At 40.1% G+C, this 26,749-nt stretch carries 21 protein-coding genes, 3 tRNA genes, 3 rRNA genes and 1 pseudogene; 18 read left to right on the plus strand and 10 right to left on the minus strand.

Annotated features, from left to right (window positions below; translation table 11 throughout):
- The first annotated feature begins 67 nt into the window (after positions 1-67).
- Positions 68-144 (plus strand) — tRNA-Arg (locus F931_RS20350).
- A gap of 114 nt (positions 145-258) precedes the next feature.
- On the opposite strand, the gene F931_RS20355 is transcribed toward F931_RS20350, so the two are convergent.
- Complete coding sequence (locus F931_RS20355) at positions 259-951, minus strand: nitroreductase family protein (protein ID WP_016142990.1); 693 nt, start codon at positions 949-951, stop codon at positions 259-261.
- A 223-nt stretch (positions 952-1,174) separates the two neighbouring features.
- On the opposite strand from F931_RS20355, the gene F931_RS20360 reads away from it, so the two are divergent.
- Together F931_RS20360 and ycgM are read left to right on the plus strand one after the other, a co-directional pair.
- Positions 1,175-1,672 carry a YcxB family protein gene (locus tag F931_RS20360; RefSeq protein ID WP_016142991.1) on the plus strand — a complete coding sequence of 166 codons (498 nt, stop codon included), beginning with the start codon at positions 1,175-1,177 and terminating at the stop codon, positions 1,670-1,672.
- 39 nt (positions 1,673-1,711) lie between these two features.
- A complete protein-coding gene (ycgM, locus tag F931_RS20365) occupies positions 1,712-2,353 on the plus strand; it encodes a fumarylacetoacetate hydrolase family protein (RefSeq protein WP_016142992.1) in 642 nt (213 codons plus the stop codon).
- Positions 2,354-2,459: 106 nt separating this feature from the next.
- On the opposite strand, the gene F931_RS20370 is transcribed toward ycgM, so the two are convergent.
- Entirely contained in the window at positions 2,460-3,707 is a 1,248-nt protein-coding gene (locus F931_RS20370; RefSeq protein WP_016142993.1) for a YihY family inner membrane protein, read from the minus strand.
- A gap of 358 nt (positions 3,708-4,065) precedes the next feature.
- Between F931_RS20370 and wrbA the strand changes: the two genes are divergently transcribed.
- Complete coding sequence (gene wrbA, locus F931_RS20375; RefSeq protein ID WP_016142994.1) at positions 4,066-4,674, plus strand: NAD(P)H:quinone oxidoreductase; 609 nt, start codon at positions 4,066-4,068, stop codon at positions 4,672-4,674.
- Between the two features lie 46 nt (positions 4,675-4,720).
- Here wrbA and xpt read toward each other — a convergent pair whose 3' ends face one another.
- The 3 genes from xpt to F931_RS20390 all read right to left on the minus strand — a co-directional run bounded on the left by xpt (position 4,721) and on the right by F931_RS20390 (position 6,912).
- Complete coding sequence (gene xpt, locus F931_RS20380; RefSeq protein ID WP_002119547.1) at positions 4,721-5,296, minus strand: xanthine phosphoribosyltransferase; 576 nt, start codon at positions 5,294-5,296, stop codon at positions 4,721-4,723.
- A 72-nt stretch (positions 5,297-5,368) separates the two neighbouring features.
- Positions 5,369-6,082, minus strand: a complete 714-nt coding sequence (locus tag F931_RS20385) for a DUF3108 domain-containing protein (protein WP_016142995.1) — start codon at positions 6,080-6,082, stop codon at positions 5,369-5,371.
- A gap of 158 nt (positions 6,083-6,240) precedes the next feature.
- Positions 6,241-6,912: a hypothetical protein gene (locus F931_RS20390; protein WP_016142996.1), complete on the minus strand. Its 672-nt coding sequence runs from the start codon at positions 6,910-6,912 to the stop codon at positions 6,241-6,243.
- 232 nt (positions 6,913-7,144) lie between these two features.
- Between F931_RS20390 and F931_RS20395 the strand changes: the two genes are divergently transcribed.
- Complete coding sequence (locus tag F931_RS20395) at positions 7,145-8,029, plus strand: energy transducer TonB (RefSeq protein WP_025470447.1); 885 nt, start codon at positions 7,145-7,147, stop codon at positions 8,027-8,029.
- 52 nt (positions 8,030-8,081) lie between these two features.
- On the opposite strand, the gene ybeY is transcribed toward F931_RS20395, so the two are convergent.
- From ybeY to miaB, 3 genes are read right to left on the minus strand one after another with little or no spacing between them, the layout of a single operon-like run.
- Entirely contained in the window at positions 8,082-8,558 is a 477-nt protein-coding gene (gene ybeY, locus F931_RS20400) for an rRNA maturation RNase YbeY (protein ID WP_016142998.1), read from the minus strand.
- 9 nt (positions 8,559-8,567) lie between these two features.
- A complete protein-coding gene (gene phoL / locus F931_RS20405) occupies positions 8,568-9,656 on the minus strand; it encodes a PhoH family protein (protein ID WP_002119513.1) in 1,089 nt (362 codons plus the stop codon).
- Positions 9,657-9,693: 37 nt separating this feature from the next.
- Positions 9,694-11,145, minus strand: a complete 1,452-nt coding sequence (gene miaB, locus F931_RS20410; RefSeq protein ID WP_016142999.1) for a tRNA (N6-isopentenyl adenosine(37)-C2)-methylthiotransferase MiaB — start codon at positions 11,143-11,145, stop codon at positions 9,694-9,696.
- Positions 11,146-11,431: 286 nt separating this feature from the next.
- On the opposite strand from miaB, the gene slt reads away from it, so the two are divergent.
- The 4 genes from slt to F931_RS20430 all read left to right on the plus strand — a co-directional run bounded on the left by slt (position 11,432) and on the right by F931_RS20430 (position 15,713).
- The gene (gene slt / locus F931_RS20415) at positions 11,432-13,375 is read left to right on the plus strand and encodes a lytic transglycosylase domain-containing protein (RefSeq protein ID WP_025470448.1); all 1,944 of its coding nucleotides are present in this window, start codon (positions 11,432-11,434) and stop codon (positions 13,373-13,375) included.
- A 57-nt stretch (positions 13,376-13,432) separates the two neighbouring features.
- Positions 13,433-14,095 carry a ribonuclease T2 family protein gene (locus tag F931_RS20420; protein WP_025470449.1) on the plus strand — a complete coding sequence of 221 codons (663 nt, stop codon included), beginning with the start codon at positions 13,433-13,435 and terminating at the stop codon, positions 14,093-14,095.
- Between the two features lie 211 nt (positions 14,096-14,306).
- Entirely contained in the window at positions 14,307-15,293 is a 987-nt protein-coding gene (gene mdh / locus F931_RS20425) for a malate dehydrogenase (protein ID WP_002119517.1), read from the plus strand.
- Between the two features lie 174 nt (positions 15,294-15,467).
- The gene (locus tag F931_RS20430; protein WP_016143002.1) at positions 15,468-15,713 is read left to right on the plus strand and encodes a DUF2789 family protein; all 246 of its coding nucleotides are present in this window, start codon (positions 15,468-15,470) and stop codon (positions 15,711-15,713) included.
- Positions 15,714-15,775: 62 nt separating this feature from the next.
- Here the strand turns inward: F931_RS20430 and F931_RS20435 are convergent, their stop codons facing one another.
- A complete protein-coding gene (locus F931_RS20435; protein ID WP_016143003.1) occupies positions 15,776-16,303 on the minus strand; it encodes a hypothetical protein in 528 nt (175 codons plus the stop codon).
- Positions 16,304-16,370: 67 nt separating this feature from the next.
- Entirely contained in the window at positions 16,371-16,976 is a 606-nt protein-coding gene (locus F931_RS20440; RefSeq protein WP_016143004.1) for a 2OG-Fe(II) oxygenase, read from the minus strand.
- Positions 16,977-17,093: 117 nt separating this feature from the next.
- Here F931_RS20440 and F931_RS20445 point away from each other — a divergent pair, with 117 nt between their 5' ends.
- From F931_RS20445 to F931_RS20485, 9 genes and pseudogenes are all read left to right on the plus strand, one after another.
- Positions 17,094-17,951: a 23S rRNA (adenine(2030)-N(6))-methyltransferase RlmJ gene (locus F931_RS20445; RefSeq protein ID WP_016143005.1), complete on the plus strand. Its 858-nt coding sequence runs from the start codon at positions 17,094-17,096 to the stop codon at positions 17,949-17,951.
- A 41-nt stretch (positions 17,952-17,992) separates the two neighbouring features.
- Positions 17,993-18,826 carry a CDP-diacylglycerol--serine O-phosphatidyltransferase gene (pssA, locus tag F931_RS20450; protein WP_016143006.1) on the plus strand — a complete coding sequence of 278 codons (834 nt, stop codon included), beginning with the start codon at positions 17,993-17,995 and terminating at the stop codon, positions 18,824-18,826.
- Positions 18,827-18,843: 17 nt separating this feature from the next.
- Positions 18,844-19,930: pseudogene (locus F931_RS20455) on the plus strand (DUF6670 family protein).
- 443 nt (positions 19,931-20,373) lie between these two features.
- Positions 20,374-21,911, plus strand: a 16S ribosomal RNA gene (locus tag F931_RS20460).
- Positions 21,912-21,970: 59 nt separating this feature from the next.
- Positions 21,971-22,047, plus strand: a tRNA-Ile gene (locus F931_RS20465).
- 56 nt (positions 22,048-22,103) lie between these two features.
- A tRNA-Ala gene (locus tag F931_RS20470) sits at positions 22,104-22,179 on the plus strand.
- 354 nt (positions 22,180-22,533) lie between these two features.
- Positions 22,534-25,424 (plus strand): 23S ribosomal RNA (locus tag F931_RS20475).
- 186 nt (positions 25,425-25,610) lie between these two features.
- A 5S ribosomal RNA gene (rrf, locus tag F931_RS20480) occupies positions 25,611-25,725 on the plus strand.
- Together the 16S, 23S and 5S rRNA genes with 2 tRNA genes alongside form the textbook arrangement of a ribosomal RNA operon.
- 432 nt (positions 25,726-26,157) lie before the next feature.
- Positions 26,158-26,721 carry a DUF4256 domain-containing protein gene (locus F931_RS20485; RefSeq protein WP_016143008.1) on the plus strand — a complete coding sequence of 188 codons (564 nt, stop codon included), beginning with the start codon at positions 26,158-26,160 and terminating at the stop codon, positions 26,719-26,721.
- Positions 26,722-26,749 lie beyond the last annotated feature (28 nt).

The following is a 26,749-nucleotide window of genomic DNA, read 5'->3' on the forward strand; positions in this document are numbered from 1 at the left end:
GTGACAGAAAGATGAAAAAAAGCTTCCTAAGCTTTGAAAAATGCGTATAATGCGCAACATCAAGTACGCGCTCATAGCTCAGCTGGATAGAGCACTTGGCTACGAACTAAGGGGTCGGGAGTTCGAATCTCTCTGAGCGCACCACTTGAAGAATTAACCGCTATATATAGCGGTTTTTTTGTGCCTGTTTTTTATTATTTCAATTTAAAAGCCAGTGCTCATGGCAACCGGCTTTAAATGATTTGAAGTTGAAAAAAATTAGCTAAATGTTTTAAAACGGCTTTCATCTTCAATAAATACTTTTTCACCTGCTTGACCTTCAATTGAGCCAAATACTAATTGAGCTCTTAATTTCCACTGAGTAGGGATGTTAAAAGTAGTGTTAACTTTCTCATCAATAATTGGATTGTAGTGCTGTAAAGAGGCTCCAAGACCCTGCTCAGCCAGTACGCTCCATACAGCAAATTGGGCAATTGCTGTTGAATGTTCAGACCACACTGGGAAATTGTCAGCATATAACTCAAATTGTTCTTGTAGACCTTTAATTACATCCTGATCTTCAAAAAATAAAACTGTACCTGCACCTGCTGCAAAACTTTGAATTTTTTGCTCAGTTCCGGCTAATGCTTCAGCAGGGACAAGCGTTTTTAATACATCTAAAACAATATTCCAGAAGTTTTCATGAGACTGATTAAATAAAATCACAACGCGAGAAGATTGAGAGTTGAACGCTGATGGACTATGTTTGACCGCTTCTTGAATCAATTCTTCAATTTCCGAAGGGGTATGTTCTAAGTTTTTTCCAATCGAATAGATAGAACGGCGTTTTTTAATTAATTCTAAAAAGTTAGTTTCATTTGAAAGATGGTTCTCTTGAGTGGCTTGAATAACCACATCTTTTGAGACAGTCGCTTTTTGATTTAAGCCAAATAATTTTGCAAGAAAAGACATGAGACATTCCACTAAGAAGGTGATGTTCCTATTGTAGAAATTTTAAAAACTGAAATAAGCTCAAAAAATATGAACCTACGTTCTATATATGCAACGTAGCTGCTCTTCCAATCTATTAATAAGCTCCACTTTTAAACAAAATAAAAAATAGCTTTTGATTCATTTTAAAGCTGAAATGAATATGCTCTAATAGTTTCGATTTATTGAGTATTGATGCAGTGCAATGACCGAGCAAAAAATAGCTTTATCTTTACGTTACTATTTGAATTTAGAAGAGTCACAAGATGGATTTTCATTAGTGACGTTTGGGAAAAAGCAAATTACCCGTTTTCTAACACCTGCGATTAGTATCGCAATTATTATTTGGGGATTTTATTTAGGTCTCTCTGGTGTTGGTCGATATTATGTCGGGTTAGGTGTGTTTTTTCTAGTGATGCAAGGTCTCATGCGTTACTGGCTTTTACCGATGTTATTTAAGCGTCAATTCGTTCGTTACCAGTTTGGAAAGAGCGAGCAGGGGATCGACTTATATCAAGATTATTTTGAACTTTACGCCAATGGCCGTAAGCAAGTGATGCAATATGCAGATGTGCAAACCTTTGCTAAAGGCAAGTTGACCTATATGCTTGAACTAAAAAATAAAACTGTAATTATTGTACCAAAACGAGCATTCTCACAGGTCGCAGATCAAACTATATTTGAAAATACATTTAAGAAATAAATTATTGGAATTATCAGCCGCAACAACAAAGGAAGCCTCATGAATACACGTCCTTCAAAAATCGTTTGCGTGGGCAGAAGTTACGCCGATCATGTCAAAGAATTAAATAATGCTATGCCTGATAGGCCGATATTATTTATTAAGCCACCGAGTAGCTTGATTGGTTTAAATGACGGTATTTCATGGAATCCAGCTTGGGGCAGTTGTCATTTTGAGTGCGAGTTAGTTTTGCGCATTGATCATCCTTTAAAGGGTGAAACAGATCCTGAAAAAGCCTTAAAAGCGATTAGTGCAGTGTCTTTAGGTCTCGATCTAACAATGCGTGATTTACAGAATGAACTAAAAGGTAAAGGTCATCCATGGGAGCGTGCTAAAGCTTTTGATGGTGCCTGTGTGCTGTCAGACTGGGTTGATGTGAGCGAAATTACAGATTGGCAAGAGACTAAATTCACCTTCCATATTAACGATGAGTTGCGTCAAGATGGAAATACTGCACTGTTAATGTTTAGCATTGCCGATCTATTAATTGATATTAATCAGGTCTTTTCACTCGAACCGGGTGATGTAATTATGACTGGTTCGCCTGCTGGTGTTGGACCATTACATGCAGGTGATCAGTTGAAAATGACATTAAAAGGTGCAACGCAAGATTTTGTATGGAAAACTTTTGTAAAAGCCTAACCCATTCCTAAAGATGGACAATAAAAAACCCTATTATTATTTTTAATAACAGGGTTTTTTTATTGGGTAGGAAAGAGTGACTATACTATTGAATAGTTTTACTTTCTTATTTCTCTTCAAAAATTGTTGAGAGCGGAATAGAAAGTTTGGCAGCCAAGTAATCATTAGACTCGACTAGAGCTGGTCCTATTTTTTCCATCCATTCATCGTCATCGTGTACATTTAGAACATCTTCACGTAACGGTAAAGGGTATGGGAGAGCAGTGAAAAAGCCCCAGAAGTCAACTTGGGATAAATTGCGCGCAAGCACATATTCATCTTTATCGGTACGTTTAACTAAATTTTGCTCTTCAAGCAAAAGTACATAAGCTGGCCAGCGGCCAACTTCTCCACGTCCTAAAATTTCGAGAGCTTCTTTATCGCTTACACTTTCGCCAAGTTTCTGTTTTTTATAAAACAGCTCAAGAATATCTAATAGCATTAAAACAGGATGACGTTTTTGCTCTTTACCCGAATGAAATGCAGTTAAAGCAAAACTCACCTCTACGCCTAGCAAAATAATATTCCATGAAAGAAAGATCCATAGAAGGAAAATTGGCACGGCTGCAAATGCACCATAAATAATTTCATAACTAGTGAAATTTGACATCACGAAGCTAAATAAATTTTTGAGTATTTCAAACAGTACTGCACTTAAACAAGCAGCAATTCCTGCTGCATAAACTGGGACGGTGCGATTGGGAATGGTCCAATATAAAATGAAGAAACCCAAAATAGTGAGTGCAAAAGAAATTAGCCAGAGTAGAAATGCGCCATCAAGTTGATAACCTGTGAAGTTATTGCTTAATAAGTTCATCGAAGCAACAGTTGATGAAATAACAAATGCACTGCCTAAAATAATAGGACCAAGCGAAATAATGGTCCAGTAGCGCATAAAGCCCATAATGCCACTACGCGTTTCTTTTACTCGCCAAATACGATTAAAAACTGTTTCAATTGAGGTCAGCATTAAAACTGTCGTGACGAATAAAAATAGCACACCAATTACAGTCAAGTTGCTCGACTTCTCTGTAAAAGCATTTAGTGCTTTATCAAATGCGATCGTGCTCTTCGGTAAAAAGTTACTATAAATTAAATGTTGAAGCTGTTGTCTTGCAGGTTCTAACGCTTTAATTGAAGAAATAATTACTAAAAAAACCGTTAGCATCGGTACAACTGCAAATAGTGTTGTATAGGTGAGAGAACCAGCTTGTTCACGGCACCGATCAGCTTCAAAACGCTTAAATACATATAAAACGAACTGAAACCAGGTTTTTTTATAAAAAGGAAGTTTCTCTAAAAAACGTTGTAACATACGTCGTCTATCCCGATTTTTTTAGTCATCATGTTGGGCGATTGATAGCTTAGCAAAGTATTAGCTTAAGAACTTAAATAGTAGATTAAAGCAAAATAATAACTTAAAGAATGAAAGTCATTTTGTAAGTTTACTATGTGCTATAGAAAAAATTGTAGCAATAATCTTTTGAAGGAAGTCATATTTCTCTTATCAGGTATAAGCGAAATCAAAGAGATTACTCTTTTTATTTGATAGATTTGAGAAAGTTACGTAGCTTGCCTTCAGTACTACACGATCAATCGCTTCTAGAATTTCATAAGATTGGCTTCGCCAAAAAAATAAAAAATACCGTATAGTGTTCTTTTTAACAAAATTTATGAAACCGATGCAACCTTACATTCTTGTACTCTATTACAGCAAATATGGTTCTACTAAAGAAATGGCGCATTTAATTGCCAATGGTGTTGAGTCTGCGGGTATGTCAGTAAAAATTCGGACTGTGCCAAATATTGCTCCAGTCGTCACGACAGCTGAACCAAGTATTCCAGCAGAAGGTGATATCTACTGTACGTTAGATGATCTAGCAAATTGCGCGGGGCTGGCGTTAGGTTCCCCAACTCGCTTCGGTAATATGGCAAGTGAAATGAAATATTTTTGGGACCAAACGACGAGTCTTTGGCTCAATGGGGCATTACACAATAAACCAGCTTGTGTTTTTACTTCTTCTGGGTCAATGCATGGTGGGCAGGAGAGTACTTTACTTACTATGCTACCGCCGTTATTTCATCACGGGATGATGATTATGGGATTACCAAATGCAATCCCGGCGTTATCTAACACGAAAACAGGTGGAACGCCGTATGGAGCTAGCCATGTAAGTGGACCCCGCCATGACCAGAACTTAAGTCAGGACGAAAAGATTTTGTGTGAAGCTCAAGGCAGACGTTTAGGTGAAGTTACTAAAAAGCTCCTTATTTCACCTTAATTAAATAAAAAAGAGCGGATTATCCGCTCTTTTTTATTTGTATATCTTATTCTTTTACAAAGGTAACTTTACCATCTGTAAGAGAGTGAACACGTGCTAGTGATTCAACTCGGTAGCCTTTTTCAAGCAATAAATCACGACCTGGTTGGAATGATTTTTCAATCACAATACCGACACCCACAACTTCTGCATTTGCTTGGTGAATTAAATCAATCAGTCCTAATGCTGCTTGACCATTCGCCAAGAAGTCATCAATAACTAATGCTTTATCAGTTGAATGAAGATGCTTGTTTGAAATCGCAATTGTACTTTCAGTTTGTTTAGTAAAAGAAAATACTTTAGAACGATATAGATCATCTTTTAATGTCAATGACTGATATTTTCGAGCGAAAATTACAGGTACACCAAGTTCCAAACCTGCCATGATTGCAGGTGCAATACCTGATGCTTCAATGGTAATAATCTTGGTAATCCCTGCATCTTTAAAGCGAGCGGCAAATTCTTTACCAATCTGCTGCATTAATACAGGATCAATTTGGTGGTTTAAGAAAGCGTCGACTTTCAAGACTTGATCAGATAGAACGATACCTTCTGTTAAGATTTTCTGTTCTAGTGCGTGCACGGGAGAATCCTCTAGACGGATGCTTTTTAAAGCAAATGCGTATTTTAAAAAGCATCCAAAAAAATGCAAGCTTTAATTCGTCTTACCTGAATAACTTGTTAATAACAATCCATAAGAAGTTTTACCATCAATATGACTTACTTTAACTGGTAAATAATCTAATTTCGGTGCTAACCAAAAGATTGTGCTACGTTCAGGTTTTTTATGCTGTAAAACGACTTTAATGGTATCGAATGTCCCATAAGAGGTTTTAATTTTTTCGTTGCCTTGTTTTACAAATCGACGATTTTCAACTTCTTTTGCATCTGCAAGTGGGTAAGAAGTTTTAAGTGAGCCATTTTTTAAATCTTCACGCAGTTGTAACTCTGCATTTAACTCATCAAGAACGCCTGCCTGCCAAGCAAATGAGCGGGCTTTATCGTCTTTCTTAGTCGAAATAGTTTTACTATTCGGATTAAAGTTAATATTCATAGTGTTGTTGTGAATTAAAATTTTGCTAGTACGGCTAAAACTTTGAGACCCAATTTTACCATTAGCAAAACTAAATTTACTTGTTTCACTTGCAGACGCAATTCCACCTGCTTTTGCAGTGAAATTATAAGTCCAATTATTACCTTGCTGGCTTAAAGCACGTGTAGCTGTACCCATACCTTTATTATTATAAGTAAACTGATAGTTTGCCTGAAATGGGCTCATGGCAAGAGCATGACTTGAGAAGCCTGCAAAAAGCAAAGTTGTTGAAATACCTGTTGCGATGCCAAACGATTTCAGAAATTTTGTTGCCATAAGTAAGTATCCTTGTACAGACTAAAAAGTTAGTGCTGATGCATCTGTAACTTAAACATATTATGCCTGTTGATCATGGAGAAAAAATCAGGATTTATGCTAAATGTGTAATCTATTTGTGTTTTTTTGGCAGTGAGTTATTTTTCATTTATATCCATTTAAGCATCTTTTTGCTGAATTGGTGTTATTTCAGAATCTTCTAATTCATCTTCAAAATCATCATCCTGATCACGGTATAGTAGTGCTGCTAAATTCACATTTCCAAATACGACTAATTCAGCTTCACGCACCCGTGCATAATTTACATGTACTTTACCTAATGTCTCGATAATACTGGCTTTTTTACCAAACCAGCGGTTGAGATCAAGAAATATAAGTTCATCACGTTCTTCTGCTACATTAAAACGTTCAAGAATCATCCCTAAAGGGTCTTTTTTCAAAATCTTATGATAGTAAAAAACTGCGGCTTTCACGGCGATTTTTTGCCAAAAGTTTTTATATTTTGCTTCAATAATTTGTGTATTACTAATTTGTTCAAAAACTAAAAGCTGTTGTTCTTTATTAAATTCCATCTGAATTAGTTTTAAATCGACTGATAATGTTGTTTCTAAACCTTTTACATGCATAGTTGCATATAACCTTAACCAGTCATGATAAAGATCAGCATGTAGGTCATCTAAAAATTCAACATTATTGGTGACATAACGTTGTAAAGTTGCATTCAGAAAGGTTTGCGATAACGTAAAATCTCTTTCTTCCTCAATGAATGCTTCTGCTTTTTTATAGACTTTTTGAAGGCGTCTGACTAAAGAGGAAAATAGCGTTTGCATAAAAGAACTTCCAGAAGATAATTTACTAAAGAGCCCACACAATCTTTATTATGATAAAAAACGGGTTTTGATATTGCAGTGTAACAAATTTAATTGATACATTTTGACAAAATGAAAATGGATAAAATTCTCTATTTGAAGTGAATCACACTTTTATCCAAATTTGAATATTGGTTTACATTTTATTCGGTATTAAACCGTGGGGAAAAGGCATTTATATGCTTTTAAGATTATGCTGAACACCAGAAGTCGATCCATAGAACATTTTCATTATTGGTGGCAAGACCGAATCTTTATTGCTGCAACAATATTGGCAATCTTGCTGCATATTTTTGTGTTGCTTATTCACTTTGCCATGCCTAGCCCATCAGAGCAATCTACTAAAGAAATTGCAATTTCAATTCGACCAAGCAATGAGCCAGTTAATCAGGCAGATTTTTTGGCTCAATCAAACCAGCAGGGTTCAGGTGCATTTCGTGAGGCTCACCGGACTTCTAGTGATACTCCAAACCCTATGCTTAGTGAGGCTTCAACTGGAAGTGCAGAGTTAGAAACTTTGCAAAAGGTTCAGCAACAAAGAGAACTTAAATTTGAAGAAAAAGTTCTAATGACGGTTTTGAGTTGGCACAAACAAGCTAATGCAAGTCAGAGGAAAAAAGAATTAGAACAATTACAAAGTCAATTTCAAGCAAAAGCTGCGATGGTTGCCAGCCTTGAAGCACAATATTTACAACGTCGACAAGATTTTAGCCGTCAGCAAAAAATCAAGACAGTAGATGGAATTCAAGCAAAGAAAGATGCCTCGGCTGCTTATTTAGATAAGTTTCGTGAAAAAGTGGAGCTTTACGGTAACCGCTATTATCCAGAAGAAGCCAAACAGCAACAACTAAGAGGTGAAGTCCGTTTAATGGTGATTTTGAATGCCCAAGGTGGGATTCGTGCAATTCGTTTGCTTGAAAGCTCAGGGCATTCAATACTAGATGAAGCCGCTAAGTCTTCAGTGCGTCGCGGTGCACCATTTGGACATTTTGATGCCAATATGAAAGATATTTCGGAGTTACGTATTGTGCGTACTTGGCGCTTTGATCCAGCTGAAGCGGAATTTGAGGTTCACTAATTAAAAAAATGTGGATAACTTTTAGGATATCCACATTTTACTAATGATCACATTATTCCTGATAAGGGTTTGCAATATTGAGTTTTGCTAAAATTTCAATTTCTAAGCCTTCCATCTCTTCTGCATCTTCATCACTAGTTTCATGGTCATAACCGAGCAAATGTAAAACGCCATGTACTAATAGATGGACAAAATGATTTTGGGCAGTTTTTTTCTGCTCTAATGCCTCTTGTAATACCACCGGAATGCAGATAACCAAATCACCTAGAGGTAAGGCATCTAGCATTGGTAAAACTTCTTCAGGAATATCACTTGGAAAAGATAAGACATTAGTTGGTTTGTCTTTTTCTCGGTACTGCAAATTGAGTTGCTGGCTCTCATCCAGATCAACGCAAGCAACCCCAATTTCACAATCTTCTTTATAACCAACGTGGCGTAAAGTTGTCTCAATAATTTTTTTGAGTTGAGCTCGTTTGAGCTCCAACTCAGGTGATTGAAAGTCTTGTTGTAAACTTAAACTGATTTTCAAAATGAATCCTTAAGCATCCTGATGTTGCAAGTCTGCTGCTGTATCGTTTTCAGCAACTAATGCCTCTTGACGTGCTTTACGTTCAGCACGCGCTTCAGCATTAAGACGCTGTTGTTCACCATCCCAACCTTCATACGCTTCAACAATTTTTTGAACAAGTTGATGACGTACAACGTCACGGGAATGGAAACGGGTAATATGAATTTCTTTAATGTTCTCGAGTACACGTAGTGCATGCGCCAAACCAGATTGTTGGCCTCGAGGTAAATCTACTTGGGTAATATCACCTGTAATCACTGCACGAGAGCCAAAACCTAAACGGGTCAAGAACATTTTCATTTGTTCAGGTGTTGTGTTTTGAGCTTCATCCAAAATTACAAACGAATGGTTAAGTGTACGACCACGCATATATGCAAGAGGTGCAACTTCAATCACTTGACGCTCGATTAACTTGGCAACTTTTTCAAAGCCGAGCATTTCGTAGAGGGCATCGTAAAGAGGGCGTAAGTATGGATCGATTTTCTGAGTTAAATCACCAGGTAGGAACCCGAGCTTTTCTCCAGCTTCCACGGCAGGACGTACAAGTAAAATCCGCTGGATTTCGTTACGTTCGAGCATATCTACTGCGGCAGCAACTGCTAAATAGGTTTTACCTGTACCAGCAGGGCCTACCCCAAAAGAAATATCACTTTGCAAAATACGCTGTACATAGCGTTTTTGATTGGCGCCACGTGGATTAATGCGGCCTTTTCGAGTCTGGAAATAAACATCCATTGGCGCATCATGCTCATCCATTTCTTCTCCAACTAACTCGAAATTACGTTCAGTTTGAGAAGATTGAATTAACAGATGTAACAGATCGGCACTGATTTGCTGGGATACCTCAGACTCTTCATAGAGTCGTTGCAATAATGCTTCAGCTCTCCCAACAGCATCTATCTCACCATCGATATGAAAAACATCTCCACGATGAGTAATTTTGACATCTAAACGCTGTTCAATTTGCTTAAGGTGCCCATTATAGGCACCCAAGATGCTCTTTAAACGTTCCATTGAAATTTCAGGAAATGTTACGGTACGTCGAATCGCTGCAGTCAAGAGAAAACCTTTCAGTAGACTTTAGAATACCTCTACATTACGCCACGTCAGGCTCAAGATTCAAGAGCTCACCGTAAACTAAATTTAAAGTTTTAATTTCAGTAATCTCGATCTCTGCAAAACGGCCCACCCAAGCAGCATCACCGACAAAAGTGACTAGGCGTGTATTGTCAGCTGTACCGACTAAAATATTAGGGTCTTGGTCCGAGACTTTTTCAATAAGAACGCGTTCAATTTTGCCAAGCATTGCATCAGTTTTTTCAATACTAGACTGTTTAATCACTTTTTGAACTTGAGCTAAACGCTCTTTTTTAACGTGCTCAGGTGTAGTGTCTGGTAAGTCCGATGCAGGTGTACCCGGACGTTTTGAATACACAAAACTATATGAGTGATCGAAATCTAAGTCTTTGATAAATTGAAGTGTTTCAGCAAAGTTTTCATCAGTTTCACCTGGGAAACCAATAATAAAGTCACTCGATAAGTGCATATCTGGACGAATTTTTCTTAGCTTGGCAATCTTATCGATATAAACATCAATCGTATGATTTCGCTTCATTGCCTGTAAAACATCATTAGAACCACTTTGAACAGGCAAGTGTAAATGCGACACCATTTGAGGCAAATCTTCATAACACTGAATTAACTCATCAGAGAACTCAAGTGGATGCGATGTTGTATAACGTAAACGGCCAATACCCGGAATTTCTGCAACGAGTCGTAACAATTCAGGGAAGGTGCAGATGCCGCCTTCGAAAGTTTCGCCGCGATATCCATTTACATTTTGACCAAGGAGTGAAATTTCACGAACACCTTTTTCAGCCAGACCCGCGATTTCTGCAAGTACATCATCTAATGGGCGAGAAACTTCTTCACCGCGTGTATAAGGAACTACACAGAAAGAACAATACTTAGAGCAGCCTTCCATAATAGAAACAAATGCTTTAAAGCCTTCTACACGTGGTTCAGGTAAAAAGTCGAACTTTTCAATATCTGGGAAAGAAATGTCAACCAGTTTGATTTTATCTTTTTTTGGTTTTTCTACTTGAGCATTATGTTGATCAAGCATTTGTGGTAAACGGTGTAATGTCTGTGGACCAAAAATCATGTCCACGTAAGGCGCACGTTTTTGAATATTGTCACCTTCTTGAGAGGCAACACATCCACCCACACCAATTACCAGGTCAGGATTTTTGTCTTTGAGTTTACGCCAGCGGCCTAATTCACTAAATACTTTTTCCTGCGCTTTTTCACGAATAGAACACGTATTCATGAGCAGAATGTCTGCTTCATTAGGGTTGGTCGTTAAAACGTAGCCGTGAGAATCCCCTAAAAGGTCTGCCATACGGTGACTGTCATACTCATTCATCTGACACCCTTGAGTTTCAATATAAAGTTTTTTTATTGAAACATCAGTGGTGTGCGTTGGCTGGGTAACAGTGTTTTCTGAGGCAGCTTTGGCACCATTGGGAATGAAGGTTTGAACCGTCATGCAGGCTCCTAACAGATCGATCTAAAAAGAATAAATTGGCCCAAAATGGGTCAAACCATTTATTATAGCAGTATTTGAGCTGAACCGATAACAGTAAACTTTCAGAACATGACAAGGTTTTTGTGAAGTAAATTAGGTGAATTTTAATGATGTTGAATCATAGAGTTACATAACACAACAAAAGAAAGCACGAAGAATAATTAAACTATGCGTTGAAGGTGAATAGTCAAGGTTTAGCACATTTATGAGACCAAGTAGAAAGAGCTCATCAATACATAGTCGTGTAATGAAAAATAAATATATGCATCGTAGCTGGTTAGGAGCTATGTGTTTACTTGGTTGTTCATTTACTTATGCTGCCGAAGAGCAGTTCAATGATGCCTTAAATGCTGCAAATAGTGGTAATACTGCGTTATTAGACCAATATCAGCTTGCAATGCAAAATGATGTATTGGGATATTATCCAGAGTATTGGAAACTCAATACCAACCTTGGCTTTCAACCCACTGCCTCTATCGTAAGCTTTGCTCAACGCTATCCACAGTCAGCAATGGCTGAAAAATTAGCAGCTGATTATGTTGAAGAAAAAGTTAAACAAGCTGACTTTGCATCTGCACAACCTGTCTTATCTTATGTTACCAATCCTGACCAAGCCGAAAATTGTGCTTTAGCACAAGTGCGGGCGAAAAGCGGCGATGCTTTAGTTTTTGCTGAATATAAAGATGTTTGGTTAGCGACTGAATCACAACCGGAATCTTGTGTGGGCTTAGGTCGCATGATGTTATCTAGTCCTTTAATGAGTGCACAAGATAAACAACAGCGTTTATGGGTACAGTTGCGTGCAGGTTTGTCGGGACAGGCCCTCGCGACAGCACAAACTTTGGGCTTGAATCTTTCTTTGGCTCAGCTTAACCAAATTCAAGCTAATCCGCTTAACTATTTATGGAGTGCACCTAAGGCCAATGATGCAGATTATGCTTATTTGATTTTTGCTTTAGGGCGTTTAGCTAATAATGACTTGAGTAATGCTTTTTCAAATGTGCAGCGTGTCGCCCAAGGTACACCACAAAATGTACAAAAATATTTATATCGTACGGTAGCCTATATTGGTGGCACCACGGTAATGAAAAATAATTTTAATCGTGAAGTTCTTCAATACTTTGATGCAAGTTATGGTTATCCATTAAGTCCGGAAGAAGCTGAAATTTATGCACGTCAGTCAATCCGTTTTGGCGCGTGGGAAAGCTTAATTCGTGCGATTGATAGTATGACCGTGACCCAAAAACAAGAAGACCGCTGGCAATATTGGCTTGCTCGTGCGACAGAGCAGCGTGGTGATAGTGCTTCTAAAGCAACAGCACAACAAATTTATAGAAAATTAGCTCAGGCGGGTGATGACTATCATAACCTTTTAGCAAAAGATCGCTTAGGTGAACGTTATAACCATCAACCTTATGATGATCAACCAACAGCAAGTGATTTAAGACGTTTAGATCAGAATATTCACTTCAATCGTGCTTTTACTTTAAGACGTATTAATGCAAATCCAACTTACACTAACCGTGAGTGGAATTGGGCTGTTCGCCAAGCTTATCTTCAGCACGATGATGGTTTACTTTTAGCTGCGGCAAAGCGTGCTCATGATATGGGATGGTATGACCGTGCAATCTATGCAGCAGATCGTACAACTAATAAGCACAATGATACGTATCGTTATGTGACCCCACATAAGACTAATGTCGTAAGTCATAGTTACAATGCAGGAATTGATCCAGCATGGGCTTATGGTTTAATGCGTCAAGAAAGCCGGTTTGTCACCTCTGCACGTTCTCACGTTGGAGCGGGCGGTCTTATGCAAATTATGCCTGATACAGCGAAGTTGATTGCACGACAAATGGGTGAAACTTATAATCCTGCTGCATTAAATGAAATGAATACCAATATTCGATATGGAACATTTTATTTGTCGATGATTCAGGGACAATTAAGCAACAACCCTGTTTTGGCAACTGCAGGTTATAATGCGGGACCTAATCGGGCTAGACGTTGGCAACCGGACTATCAATCAATTTCGGCTGACCAATATACTGAGACAATTCCATTGTTAGAAACTAGAGACTACGTCAAGCATGTTATGACGAATGCAACACATTACGGTGTGATATTGGGTCAAGGGGCTCAGTCATTATCACAACGTATGAAAGTCATTCCAATGCGTACGTCGCCTTAACTTTAAGGTGGTTGATGATGGATCTTCTTTTAATTGGCATATTCAAGTTTTAATTAAATGAAATATAGATATTTGGAACTTCGTTCAGTTTTACAACTTGCATGGTGGCTCATCTGTGCGGGAGTAGGGTTGATGAGTTCCGTTTTACATGCCGAACCTGTTAATTTACAGGGGTATGTTATGCATGTACAAATGACACCAGCTGCATGTGCATTAGATCCCTCTAAACAAAAACAACGTAAATGTCTTGAAGGCTATTCACTGACAATTACAGGACTTATGCCGGAAACCACAAAAACTGATTGTTCAACAGAAAGTTCAGCAGCCCTCTCTCCATTACAAGCTAAAGTCGTAGCTCGGGTTATGCCTGATAATAATGCTCGTGTGCAGCTATGGAAAAGTGTAGGGGGGTGCGTTCCTATGAATGCAAGCCAATATTTCCGTACAGTTATTAATTTTGCTGAACGTTTAAAAATCCCGGCTAGTCTTACAAGTTCAACAAATGTTGAAATGCAGCAATCAGCATTAAGACAGCAGTTTACTCGTCTTAATCCAAGCTTACCTCAAAATGGTATCCGTTTTAGTTGCCAGTTATCGCGTTCAGATGTCGTCTTAACAGAAGTGAAAGTTTGTTACACGGTAAAAGGCCAATATAAACAATGTGCAAATCATGTGGTATCGAATTGCCCTGGTGAAATCATGATTAAAGGTAGTTACTAAAGGTAGTGAACATTTCGTAAGAAAATGCTCGCCATACATTGAATCTATTTATAAAGGTTAATTTGTATTTTCTATCAGACTTTTGGTGAAAATGAGTCGCTTTTACATGCATCTGCCAAATCTTTAGAGTACAATCTTTGCCGTTTATGATGATTTGGTTAGATGGAATTCCTATTTAGCCCGATTAAGGACACTCATTGGAGACAATTACATGAAGCAACCCGTTCGTGTTGCCGTGACTGGCGCTGCAGGTCAAATTGGTTACAGCTTATTATTCCGTATCGCAAGCGGTGAAATGTTAGGTAAAGATCAACCTGTTATTTTGCAATTGCTTGAAGTTCCAGTTGAAAAAGCACAACAAGCGCTTAAAGGCGTAATGATGGAACTTGATGACTGTGCTTTCCCTTTATTGGCTGGCATGATCGGGACTGATGATCCGAAAGTTGCATTTAAAGATGCTGACTACGCATTATTGGTAGGTTCTCGTCCACGTGGTCCTGGTATGGAACGTGCTGACTTGTTAAAAGTTAACGGTGAAATTTTCATCGGTCAAGGTCAAGCATTAAACGAAGTTGCTAGCCGTAACGTTAAAGTATTAGTTGTAGGTAACCCTGCAAACACTAACGCTTACATCGCAATGAAATCTGCTCCAGATCTTCCAGCGAAAAACTTCACAGCGATGTTGCGTCTTGACCACAACCGTGCGTTGACTCAAGTTGCTCAAAAAGCTGGTGTGGCAGTTGCTGATATCGAAAACTTAACAGTTTGGGGCAACCACTCTCCAACAATGTATGCTGACTACCGTTTTGCAACTGCAAATGGCGAAAGCTTAAAAGACAAAATTAACGATCCAGCTTGGAACAAAGACGTATTCCTTCCAACTGTTGGTAAACGTGGTGCTGCGATCATCGAAGCGCGTGGTTTGTCTTCTGCTGCTTCTGCTGCTAATGCTGCAATTGACCATATGCGTGATTGGGCGCTTGGTACAAACGGCAAATGGGTAACTATGGGTATTCCATCTGATGGTTCTTATGGTATTCCTGAAGGCGTTATGTTCGGTTTCCCTGTTACAACTGAAAACGGTGAATACAAAATCGTTCAAGGTTTAGAAATCGATGAATTCAGCCGTGAGCGTATCAACTTCACTCTAAACGAGCTTGAAGAAGAACGTGCAGCAATTGCTGACATGGTAAAATAATTCATCAACTTGATGAATTAAAAAAAGCACTCTTTATAGAGTGCTTTTTTATTGAACCCTGAAAAAGGGAACACAAAAAGCAACAAGAAAATATAGACACTATCATGCAAGTAAAAACGTTTTATTGTTAGATTAGTTAATAGATGATTTAAAAGAAGTTATAGGAGAATAACAATGTTTGAGCAGCAACCTACATTAGAGCTTTTATTTGAACAACTGGGTTTGGACTCAGATGAAGCAAGTATTGAAAATTTTATCAAGATACATCAATTGCCAGCCGAACAAAAATTACATGAAGCTTCTTTTTGGTCAAAGGGGCAAAGTGATTTTTTAAAAAGTCATTGGGAAAAAGATGATGAGTGGATTGTGGTGATTGATGAACTGAATGAACAGTTACATGAAGACAGCGTGAAAAAATAAGTTCATAAAATAAAGCCTGTTTTACATGTAATACGTAAAACAGGCTTTATTACATTAAGGGTTTAATGTGTTTTTACTTTTAATTGATCTTTATACCATGGCTCATGACGTACAAGATCAAATACAGGTTGGCCATGAAGTAGTTCAAGATCACACGTAGACGTTGATAAATATTTAGTTAACCAATGTCTTGTTAATGCTGACTCTTGTCGTGCTGCTGACGCATATGCCAAGAAAAAATAGATATCAGCATGTTCATGATGTGCTAATGGCTTCAAAATTTGTTGAGTAATCAACGCAAAACGTTTTTCTTTATTTAATTCAAAATAAAGCATATACGCTTTGGCTAAGTGTAAAGACAAATTAAGGTACAAGCTCAATGGCATTTCTTCATATTCCATACGAGCTTGTTCAAGCAGAACAATAGCTTCTTGTAAAAAATGAAGTTGCTCTTGGCGAACACGACTTAACACTACAAGTTGCATGCGTAAATCAGCACGCTCTAAAGCAAGCTCAGGCGTATTTTCAGTCAAATAAAGTTGGTCTGTTTCACCAATTCGGTTGACAATTGTTTTACTTTCAATAGACATACGCCATCACCTTTTCTAATCAATAGCTTTTATATCGGGTTCATTTAGCAAATTTAAAGAGTAACCTTTAGACCCAGATGGAATTTCCACTACGAAGCCAAGCTGTAATAGAGAGTCTTTGTTGTTTTGAGGTTAATACTTCATGTAATAAATCGCTTTGAAATATTACCAGGCGATTGGGTTCAGGATTAACAATATGCCATTTCTCATTTTTATCTTGTAGTCGTAATTGTCCACCCCAATCTTCTTGCCATTCTGGATGTAAGTAATAGACAGTTGACATCATACGATCATTTTTTTGTTGGGGATTGTCTCGGTGTAAAGCATAGAATTCACCCAAATTATAACGAGCAAAATGAGCTTCAACTTCTTTAATTCCTAAATAGAATTCTTGATTTAAATTTTGTGAAAATAAACTTAAAGTTTCAATATGTTGCTGAGCAATAGGAAGCTGATCGTTAATCCAAAGAATATGGTCACTACGAATATTACTAACTACGCCGTTTTGAATACCTGCTTCTCTAAATTCATCCATGTGATGGCTGCACTCATTGGCGACCTGAGCGCGATATTGATCGGGATAGGCCTGATTTATAATGGCAAAGCCATGCGTATTTAAATCATCTAAAATTTGATCCAAATTCCATGAATCAGGAAGCGAGTGAGAGTGCATATAACCTCAGGTAGATCGTAAAAATATCAAGCAGCTCTATTTTAGATGATCACAACCTTACGAAAGAATATTTTTTTCATGTTAAACTATTTGTTGAATTGAGGAATTAAAGTCAACATGAATTACCGTCACCATTTCCATGCGGGCAACTTTGCAGATGTTATGAAGCATGTGCTTTTGCTACAGCTGCTCAACCGTTTAAATGCTAAAGATAAACCTTATCGTTATATCGATACGCATGGAGGGGCAGGCAAATATGATTTATCTCTGGCACCTGCACAAAAGTCTGGAGAGTTTCTCACAGGCATTCACCGTCTAGTTCAACTATCTGATATGGAAAAGCGTCAGGCACCTGAAGCGATCCAGCAATATTTGAAATTGGTTGAACAATTACGTTCTGAGGAAGGAAAGGGTAGTTATCCTGGTTCTCCTTGGTTTGCTTTGCAAGGCATGCGGGAAATCGACAAAGCGACTATATTTGAAATGCAGCGCGATGTATTTCAGCAATTACGTCATAACATTCGTGATAAACGTGCAGGTTTACATGAACGCGATGCATATGAAGGCTTGCTCGGTGTAATTCCGCCAAAAGAAAAGCGCGGTCTGGTTATGATCGACCCTCCTTACGAATTAGAACGTAAAGACTTTCCGCAATTGGTTGAACTTTTACAACAAGCCTATAAAAAATGGCCAACAGGCGTTTTTGCAGTTTGGTATCCAATTAAAGACCGAGCGATGATTGAACGTTTTGAAAAGAAAATGTTTAAAACGGGTATTCGCCGTCAGTTAGTTTGTGAAATTTGTGTATGGCCAGATGATACTCCTGTAGGTCTAAATGGTTGTGGTTTATTAGTGATTAACCCACCTTGGCAGTTCTCAGAACAAGCAGACCAAGCACTACAGTGGTTATTCCCGCATCTACGTATGCAAGAAACTGGTGGTCATGCTGCTGTTCGCTGGTTAGTAGGTGAGTAACAGTTAACTTAAATCAATGCACATGTTTGGAATAGAAAATAATGACAAATGCGCCTAAACCAGAGCAAGATTTAACTCATAATGAACATTCATTTGATGGGATTACATTTGAAGTGGTTGAAGAAGAAGATAATCCGGAAGGACAAAAAGTGAAGCGCCGAGGTATTTACCTTTGGCCTAACTTAATTACAACCGCTGCTCTGTTGTCCGGTTTCTATTCCATCATTGCAAGTATGAATGGGGATTTTAACCAAGCGATCTATGCCATTTTTATTGCAGCGCTACTTGACGGTTTAGATGGTCGAGTTGCTCGAGCGATTGGTGCACAAAGCGCTTTTGGTGAACAATATGATTCTCTATCAGACTTGTTAGCTTTTGGTGTGGCTCCAGCAATGCTGATGTATAGCTGGAGTTTGCATGATTTGGGTCGTATTGGATTAGCATGCTGTTTTGTTTATACAGCCTGCGCAGCCTTCCGTTTAGCACGTTTTAATGTGCAAATTGGAGTTGTTGATAAGCGTTATTTTATCGGCATAGCAAGTCCACTTGCTGCCATTATCATTATTTCACTTGTCTGGGTGGCTCGCGACTATCCTTTCATTTTTGACTTACGTGATATTGCGATTAAAACTATTAATGCCGTTCTTATGGTTGTTGTGGGATTACTCATGATTTCCAATATTAAATACTATTCTTTCAAGCAGATGGATCGTAAACGTGTTCCTTTTGTAGTTATGTTGCCAGTAGTACTGATTTTTGCGGCAATCATTTATAATATTCCAATGGGCATTTTGACTGTTTCGATTATCTATGCCCTCTCTGGTTTTGTTACAACTCTATTGGCACGCAAGAGTAATGAAACAATAAAAACATAAAATAGAAGAGGTTCAGTATGCCTAAGTTGATAAGTCAAATTAATCAATTACAGCAGCTGGGCCTTAATGCTAAAGAGGAGGTTGTTTATCGACCTTCTCGTGGCTTTTTTAAAATTGTTTATCAAGGCTTGATTCTTCCAAATTTACCAACCCCGCTTCGTTATTTTAATTACATTAGTTTGGTAGGACAGCCGCGGATCCCTCTTTGTTATAACACTCACAGCATTACAACTTCGGCAATTGATACTGCAACTGTGCTCGTAAGTAATAGCCAACATAGCGTGGGACATTTAAAAACATATTCTATTCGTCGCCAATGTCAGTTTGATTCGTCTCTCTATCAGTTTGATAAAATAGATGTGATTCAATGGCAAATTCCAACGATTCGCCTTCAGCGTTTAGACCCCGAAATGGGTTGTGATCTTTTAATTCAAGTCCCAGAGAATATTTCTAATGCCTCTGCATTACAGTGGGGCGTTTCTGACTATTGGTCAACACTGTGTGTTTGTAAAGGAGAAATTTTTTATAAAGGGCAAAAATATCAAATTGAAGGATTGGGGCGATTTAAACACGCAAGGGCTCTGCATTTACCGTTCTTATCTTTATGTTTCTATACATGCCAAATTATTAATTTGAATGAGACGACACAGCTTACATTCCTACAAATAAGAAATCAGTGGAATATCATTTTATGCTCAAGACTAGAAATACAAGAATTTGGGAAACCTGTTGAAAGCTTTACCGAAGATGTAAATTTACATATTCATCGGGTTTATCCAAAAGTTAAAACTCCGAATGGTAAAGAGATGTATTTGCCACGAGAATTTTCTTGGCAGTGTAAGAAAAATGGAAAAATAATTTTTGAACTATATGCACAAAGCCGTGGTGACTACAAGTTTGGATTGGCAGCTGGATATGTAGGAAGCTTTCAATATCAATTAAGCTGGAATGAACAGTGTCTACAGGGTGAAGGTGGATATTGTGAATATATTGATTGTCGGCCACTTAGATGGCAAGAAAAGAATCAAGATGAGAAAATTTTAGATAAATTGATGCTTTTACAGCCATGTTTATATAAAAAATGACTATTTTTATCATTTTTGATTAAAAAGCGAACTGTTGTTGCACTAATATTAAAAAAGGGGTTGCAAAGGGGATGGGATGGTCTATAATGCACATCCATCGGCGGTGATGCAGATAGAAACTTGTTGAAAAACAGTTACTTGTGATTAAGTTGGTTGCTTTAAGCGATGAATTTGATGAGAAGTTGGTTTTGAGATTAAGTTTTAAAAATATCGAAATTACCTGTTGACTTTTAAGAGATTAAGAGTAATATAGCCGACCTAGCTTGCTGGTGACGAACCAGGAAGAAGATCATTAAGAGAATTGAAGAACAACTTGTGTGGATTTTTACTGGTTGATTAATCGAAATAATTTTCATTGATTGATTGGTTTAAATTACTCGAAGTTTATTTGAGCGAAATTTAAGTCAGTAATTGATGAGCCAGAATTGGCACCTTGTCTTTAAATAAGGTGCAAAATGATTTTAACTGAAGAGTTTGATCATGGCTCAGATTGAACGCTGGCGGCAGGCTTAACACATGCAAGTCGAGCGGAGAGAGGTAGCTTGCTACTGATCTTAGCGGCGGACGGGTGAGTAATGCTTAGGAATCTGCCTATTAGTGGGGGACAACATTTCGAAAGGAATGCTAATACCGCATACGTCCTACGGGAGAAAGCAGGGGATCTTCGGACCTTGCGCTAATAGATGAGCCTAAGTCGGATTAGCTAGTTGGTGGGGTAAAGGCCTACCAAGGCGACGATCTGTAGCGGGTCTGAGAGGATGATCCGCCACACTGGGACTGAGACACGGCCCAGACTCCTACGGGAGGCAGCAGTGGGGAATATTGGACAATGGGCGCAAGCCTGATCCAGCCATGCCGCGTGTGTGAAGAAGGCCTTATGGTTGTAAAGCACTTTAAGCGAGGAGGAGGCTACTGAAGTTAATACCTTCAGATAGTGGACGTTACTCGCAGAATAAGCACCGGCTAACTCTGTGCCAGCAGCCGCGGTAATACAGAGGGTGCAAGCGTTAATCGGATTTACTGGGCGTAAAGCGCGCGTAGGCGGCTAATTAAGTCAAATGTGAAATCCCCGAGCTTAACTTGGGAATTGCATTCGATACTGGTTAGCTAGAGTGTGGGAGAGGATGGTAGAATTCCAGGTGTAGCGGTGAAATGCGTAGAGATCTGGAGGAATACCGATGGCGAAGGCAGCCATCTGGCCTAACACTGACGCTGAGGTGCGAAAGCATGGGGAGCAAACAGGATTAGATACCCTGGTAGTCCATGCCGTAAACGATGTCTACTAGCCGTTGGGGCCTTTGAGGCTTTAGTGGCGCAGCTAACGCGATAAGTAGACCGCCTGGGGAGTACGGTCGCAAGACTAAAACTCAAATGAATTGACGGGGGCCCGCACAAGCGGTGGAGCATGTGGTTTAATTCGATGCAACGCGAAGAACCTTACCTGGCCTTGACATAGTGAGAACTTTCCAGAGATGGATTGGTGCCTTCGGGAACTTACATACAGGTGCTGCATGGCTGTCGTCAGCTCGTGTCGTGAGATGTTGGGTTAAGTCCCGCAACGAGCGCAACCCTTTTCCTTATTTGCCAGCGAGTAATGTCGGGAACTTTAAGGATACTGCCAGTGACAAACTGGAGGAAGGCGGGGACGACGTCAAGTCATCATGGCCCTTACGGCCAGGGCTACACACGTGCTACAATGGTCGGTACAAAGGGTTGCTACCTAGCGATAGGATGCTAATCTCAAAAAGCCGATCGTAGTCCGGATTGGAGTCTGCAACTCGACTCCATGAAGTCGGAATCGCTAGTAATCGCGGATCAGAATGCCGCGGTGAATACGTTCCCGGGCCTTGTACACACCGCCCGTCACACCATGGGAGTTTGTTGCACCAGAAGTAGCTAGCCTAACTGCAAAGAGGGCGGTTACCACGGTGTGGCCGATGACTGGGGTGAAGTCGTAACAAGGTAGCCGTAGGGGAACCTGCGGCTGGATCACCTCCTTAACGAAAGATTGACGATTGGTAAGAATCCACAACAAGTTGTTCTTCATAGATGTATCTGAGGGTCTGTAGCTCAGTTGGTTAGAGCACACGCTTGATAAGCGTGGGGTCACAAGTTCAAGTCTTGTCAGACCCACCATGACTTTGACTGGTTAAAGTTATAGATAAAAAGATACATGACTGATGATGTAAGCTGGGGACTTAGCTTAGTTGGTAGAGCGCCTGCTTTGCACGCAGGAGGTCAGGAGTTCGACTCTCCTAGTCTCCACCAGAACTTAAGAGAAGTTCGGATTACAGAAATTAGTAAATAGAGATTATATGATCTTGGTTTATTAACTTCTGTGATTTAAGTATCACGGTATTAAGCATGACCTGACGAAGGCATGTTTATTCATTAACAGATTGGCAAAATTGAGTCTGAAATAAATTGTTCACTCAAGAGTTTAGATTAAGCAATTAATCTGAATGAATTGAGAACTAGCAAATTAACTGAATCAAGCGTTTTGGTATATGAATTTAGATTGAAGCTGTACAGTGTTTAAGTACACAGACAACAGATAGTAGCGATGAAGAATCGCACGGACAACACTCACTTGTAGGTGTTGACGACTGTTTGGGGTTGTATAGTCAAGTAATTAAGTGCATGTGGTGGATGCCTTGGCAGTCAGAGGCGATGAAAGACGTAATAGCCTGCGATAAGCTCCGGGGAGGCGGCAAATATCCTTTGATCCGGAGATTTCTGAATGGGGAAACCCACCTACTTTAAGGTAGGTATTGCAACATGAATACATAGTGTTGCAAGGCGAACGAGGGGAAGTGAAACATCTCAGTACCCTTAGGAAAAGAAATCAATTGAGATTCCCTCAGTAGCGGCGAGCGAACGGGGATCAGCCCATTAAGTTATGTGTGTTTTAGTGGAACGCTCTGGGAAGTGCGAACGTAGAGGGTGATATTCCCGTACACGAAAGGGCACACATAATGATGACGAGTAGGGCGAGGCACGTGAAACCTTGTCTGAATATGGGGGGACCATCCTCCAAGGCTAAATACTCCTGACTGACCGATAGTGAACCAGTACCGTGAGGGAAAGGCGAAAAGAACCCCTGTGAGGGGAGTGAAATAGATCCTGAAACCGCATGCATACAAGCAGTGGGAGCACCTTCGTGGTGTGACTGCGTACCTTTTGTATAATGGGTCAGCGACTTATATTCAGTAGCAAGGTTAACCGTATAGGGGAGCCGTAGGGAAACCGAGTCTTAATAGGGCGTTTAGTTGCTGGGTATAGACCCGAAACCAGGCGATCTATCCATGAGCAGGTTGAAGGTTGGGTAACACTAACTGGAGGACCGAACCCACTGTCGTTGAAAAGCCAGGGGATGACTTGTGGATAGGGGTGAAAGGCTAATCAAGCCTGGTGATAGCTGGTTCTCCCCGAAAGCTATTTAGGTAGCGCCTCGGACGAATACCATAGGGGGTAGAGCACTGTTTCGGCTAGGGGGTCATCCCGACTTACCAAACCGATGCAAACTCCGAATACCTATGAGTACTATCCGGGAGACAGACTGCGGGTGCTAACGTCCGTAGTCAAGAGGAAAACAATCCAGACCGCCAGCTAAGGCCCCAAAATCATAGTTAAGTGGGAAACGATGTGGGAAGGCATAGACAGCTAGGAGGTTGGCTTAGAAGCAGCCACCCTTTAAAGAAAGCGTAATAGCTCACTAGTCGAGTCGGCCTGCGCGGAAGATGTAACGGGGCTAAAACTATGTGCCGAAGCTGCGGATTTGACATTAGTCAAGTGGTAGGGGAGCGTTCTGTAAGCCGATGAAGGTGTATTGAGAAGTATGCTGGAGGTATCAGAAGTGCGAATGCTGACGTGAGTAACGACAAAACGGGTGAAAAACCCGTTCGCCGAAAGACCAAGGGTTCCAGTCCAACGTTAATCGGGGCTGGGTGAGTCGACCCCTAAGGCGAGGCCGAAAGGCGTAGTCGATGGGAAATTGGTTAATATTCCAATACTTCTGTGTAATGCGATGAGAGGACGGAGAAGGTTAAGTCAGCCTGGCGTTGGTTGTCCAGGTGGAAGGATGTAGGTATGTATCTTAGGCAAATCCGGGGTACTCTATACTGAGATCCGATAGCAAGCTGTACTTGTACAGCGAAGTGGCTGATACCATGCTTCCAGGAAAAGTCTCTAAGCTTCAGTTACACAGGAATCGTACCCGAAACCGACACAGGTGGTCAGGTCGAGTAGACCAAGGCGCTTGAGAGAACTCTGCTGAAGGAACTAGGCAAAATGGTACCGTAACTTCGGGAGAAGGTACGCTGTTGTTGGTGATGGAACTTGCTTCCTGAGCTGACGACAGCCGCAGAAACCAGGCCGCTGCAACTGTTTATTAAAAACATAGCACTCTGCAAACACGAAAGTGGACGTATAGGGTGTGATGCCTGCCCGGTGCTGGAAGGTTAATTGATGGGGTTAGCGTAAGCGAAGCTCTTGATCGAAGCCCCAGTAAACGGCGGCCGTAACTATAACGGTCCTAAGGTAGCGAAATTCCTTGTCGGGTAAGTTCCGACCTGCACGAATGGCATAATGATGGCGGCGCTGTCTCCAGCAGAGGCTCAGTGAAATCGAAATCGCTGTGAAGATGCAGTGTACCCGCGGCTAGACGGAAAGACCCCGTGAACCTTTACTGCAGCTTGACACTGAACTTTGACCTTACTTGTGTAGGATAGGTGGGAGGCTTTGAAGTTGGAACGCTAGTTCCAATGGAGCCGTCCTTGAAATACCACCCTGGTAATGTTGAGGTTCTAACTCTGTCCCGTTATCCGGGACGAGGACCGTGTCTGGTGGGTAGTTTGACTGGGGCGGTCTCCTCCTAAAGAGTAACGGAGGAGTACGAAGGTGCGCTCAGCGTGGTCGGAAATCACGCGTAGAGTATAAAGGCAAAAGCGCGCTTAACTGCGAGACCCACAAGTCGAGCAGGTACGAAAGTAGGTCTTAGTGATCCGGTGGTTCTGTATGGAAGGGCCATCGCTCAACGGATAAAAGGTACTCTGGGGATAACAGGCTGATACCGCCCAAGAGTTCATATCGACGGCGGTGTTTGGCACCTCGATGTCGGCTCATCTCATCCTGGGGCTGAAGCAGGTCCCAAGGGTATGGCTGTTCGCCATTTAAAGAGGTACGCGAGCTGGGTTTAGAACGTCGTGAGACAGTTCGGTCCCTATCTACCGTGGGCGCTGGAAATTTGAGAGGATCTGCTCCTAGTACGAGAGGACCAGAGTGGACGAACCTCTGGTGTACCGGTTGTGACGCCAGTCGCATCGCCGGGTAGCTATGTTCGGAAGGGATAACCGCTGAAAGCATCTAAGCGGGAAGCCTACCTCAAGATAAGATTTCCCTAGGAATTTATTCCTCTAAAGAGCCGTTCGAGACTAGGACGTTGATAGGTTGGATGTGGAAGCATAGTGATATGTGAAGCTGACCAATACTAATTGCTCGTGAGGCTTGACTATACAACACCCAAGCAGTTGTATATGAAGCATCAATCGATTCATAAACATGCAAAGCAACTTGATTTAGTTAAACGCTTAGCTAAAATGAACAGATAAAGTAAGATTCAATCAGCCCATCTGTAAAGATTTGGAAAACGCAACGTATCACCATGTGAATAAAACGAAGCAAGTATCCATACCAGTTGTGCTGGCGACCATAGCAAGAGTGAACCACCTGATCCCTTCCCGAACTCAGAAGTGAAACCTCTTAGCGCTGATGGTAGTGTGGGGTTACCCATGTGAGAGTAAGTCATCGCCAGCTCATTATTCAAACACCCCAGACTCAATGGTCAGGGGTGTTTTTTTATGCCTAAAAGATATTTGTGGGGAATTAAGTGGAAACTTAATCGCCAATTCTTCAAACATTAAAATTGAGTCAAATTATAAAGAAATAAAGCTAATCTAAAATTATTTACCTAATTAGAAATTTAATATGCAATGGATCGTAGTTAAAACTTTCTCGTTTCCTTATGAGGCTCAAAAGGAAAAAAAGATGTAAGCGTTGTGGACACTTTTGGAATTAAATATATAGTAAAAGATTATTTATTATCTTAACTATGGAACCTAATGTAGAGATATTGGATTTAGTTCTACTCTGCAATTAATGTTCGAGGCAGAGAAGCGCTAGATATTAAAGAAAGAAAATTAATTATTTTGATGGACGTTCAGTTTAAGAAATATAAGGATTTATTCCATGACAACTAAAAACCAGTTATCTCCAAAACAAATAGAGGTTTTAATTGAGCTATTAAAAGCTAGATTTGAAAAGAATTCACATCGCCATAAAGAAATTGAGTGGACAAATGTGCGAACAAAATTAATAGAGTCACCAGAAAAATTGTGGTCATTGCAAGAAATGGAGAATACAGGGGGAGAGCCAGACGTTGTCGCGTATAACCAGCAAAAAGATGAATATTTATTTGTAGATTGCTCTGCTGAAACACCCAAAGGTCGTAGAAGCCTTTGTTATGATCGTGAGGCCTTACAATCTAGAAAAGATCATTCTCCTAAAAGCAGTGCAATAGATGTGGCTCAGGAAATGGGAGTCGAACTCCTAACAGAAGAGCAGTATTATCAATTGCAACAGATTGAAGAGTTTGACCTTAAAACATCAAGTTGGATTGCAACCACAGCGGAGATTCGTAAATTAGGCGGAGCGCTTTTTGCTGATCGTCGCTATGGTCGAGTCTTTATTTATCATAATGGAGCACAATCATATTATGCTGTCCGTGGTTTTCGCTGTTGCTTAAGAGTATAGGTGTTTCACTCAAATAAAAATAATTCTA

It is taken from the genome of Acinetobacter pittii ANC 4050, assembly GCF_000399685.1.
GTDB classification, from domain to species: Bacteria; Pseudomonadota; Gammaproteobacteria; order Pseudomonadales; family Moraxellaceae; genus Acinetobacter; species Acinetobacter pittii_E.

What these genes read in the sequence shown, in the direction of transcription:
- F931_RS20355 (WP_016142990.1), bottom strand. Translation starts at nt 951, where the DNA reads ATGTCTTTTCTTGCAAAATTATTTGGCTTAAATCAAAAAGCGACTGTC.
- F931_RS20360 (WP_016142991.1), top strand. Translation starts at nt 1,175, where the DNA reads ATGACCGAGCAAAAAATAGCTTTATCTTTACGTTACTATTTGAATTTA.
- ycgM (WP_016142992.1), top strand. Translation starts at nt 1,712, where the DNA reads ATGAATACACGTCCTTCAAAAATCGTTTGCGTGGGCAGAAGTTACGCC.
- F931_RS20370 (WP_016142993.1), bottom strand. Translation starts at nt 3,707, where the DNA reads ATGTTACAACGTTTTTTAGAGAAACTTCCTTTTTATAAAAAAACCTGG.
- wrbA (WP_016142994.1), top strand. Translation starts at nt 4,066, where the DNA reads ATGAAACCGATGCAACCTTACATTCTTGTACTCTATTACAGCAAATAT.
- F931_RS20385 (WP_016142995.1), bottom strand. Translation starts at nt 6,082, where the DNA reads ATGGCAACAAAATTTCTGAAATCGTTTGGCATCGCAACAGGTATTTCA.
- F931_RS20390 (WP_016142996.1), bottom strand. Translation starts at nt 6,912, where the DNA reads ATGCAAACGCTATTTTCCTCTTTAGTCAGACGCCTTCAAAAAGTCTAT.
- F931_RS20395 (WP_025470447.1), top strand. Translation starts at nt 7,145, where the DNA reads ATGCTGAACACCAGAAGTCGATCCATAGAACATTTTCATTATTGGTGG.
- miaB (WP_016142999.1), bottom strand. Translation starts at nt 11,145, where the DNA reads ATGACGGTTCAAACCTTCATTCCCAATGGTGCCAAAGCTGCCTCAGAA.
- slt (WP_025470448.1), top strand. Translation starts at nt 11,432, where the DNA reads ATGAAAAATAAATATATGCATCGTAGCTGGTTAGGAGCTATGTGTTTA.
- F931_RS20420 (WP_025470449.1), top strand. Translation starts at nt 13,433, where the DNA reads ATGAAATATAGATATTTGGAACTTCGTTCAGTTTTACAACTTGCATGG.
- mdh (WP_002119517.1), top strand. Translation starts at nt 14,307, where the DNA reads ATGAAGCAACCCGTTCGTGTTGCCGTGACTGGCGCTGCAGGTCAAATT.
- F931_RS20430 (WP_016143002.1), top strand. Translation starts at nt 15,468, where the DNA reads ATGTTTGAGCAGCAACCTACATTAGAGCTTTTATTTGAACAACTGGGT.
- F931_RS20435 (WP_016143003.1), bottom strand. Translation starts at nt 16,303, where the DNA reads ATGTCTATTGAAAGTAAAACAATTGTCAACCGAATTGGTGAAACAGAC.
- F931_RS20440 (WP_016143004.1), bottom strand. Translation starts at nt 16,976, where the DNA reads ATGCACTCTCACTCGCTTCCTGATTCATGGAATTTGGATCAAATTTTA.
- F931_RS20445 (WP_016143005.1), top strand. Translation starts at nt 17,094, where the DNA reads ATGAATTACCGTCACCATTTCCATGCGGGCAACTTTGCAGATGTTATG.
- pssA (WP_016143006.1), top strand. Translation starts at nt 17,993, where the DNA reads ATGACAAATGCGCCTAAACCAGAGCAAGATTTAACTCATAATGAACAT.
- F931_RS20485 (WP_016143008.1), top strand. Translation starts at nt 26,158, where the DNA reads ATGACAACTAAAAACCAGTTATCTCCAAAACAAATAGAGGTTTTAATT.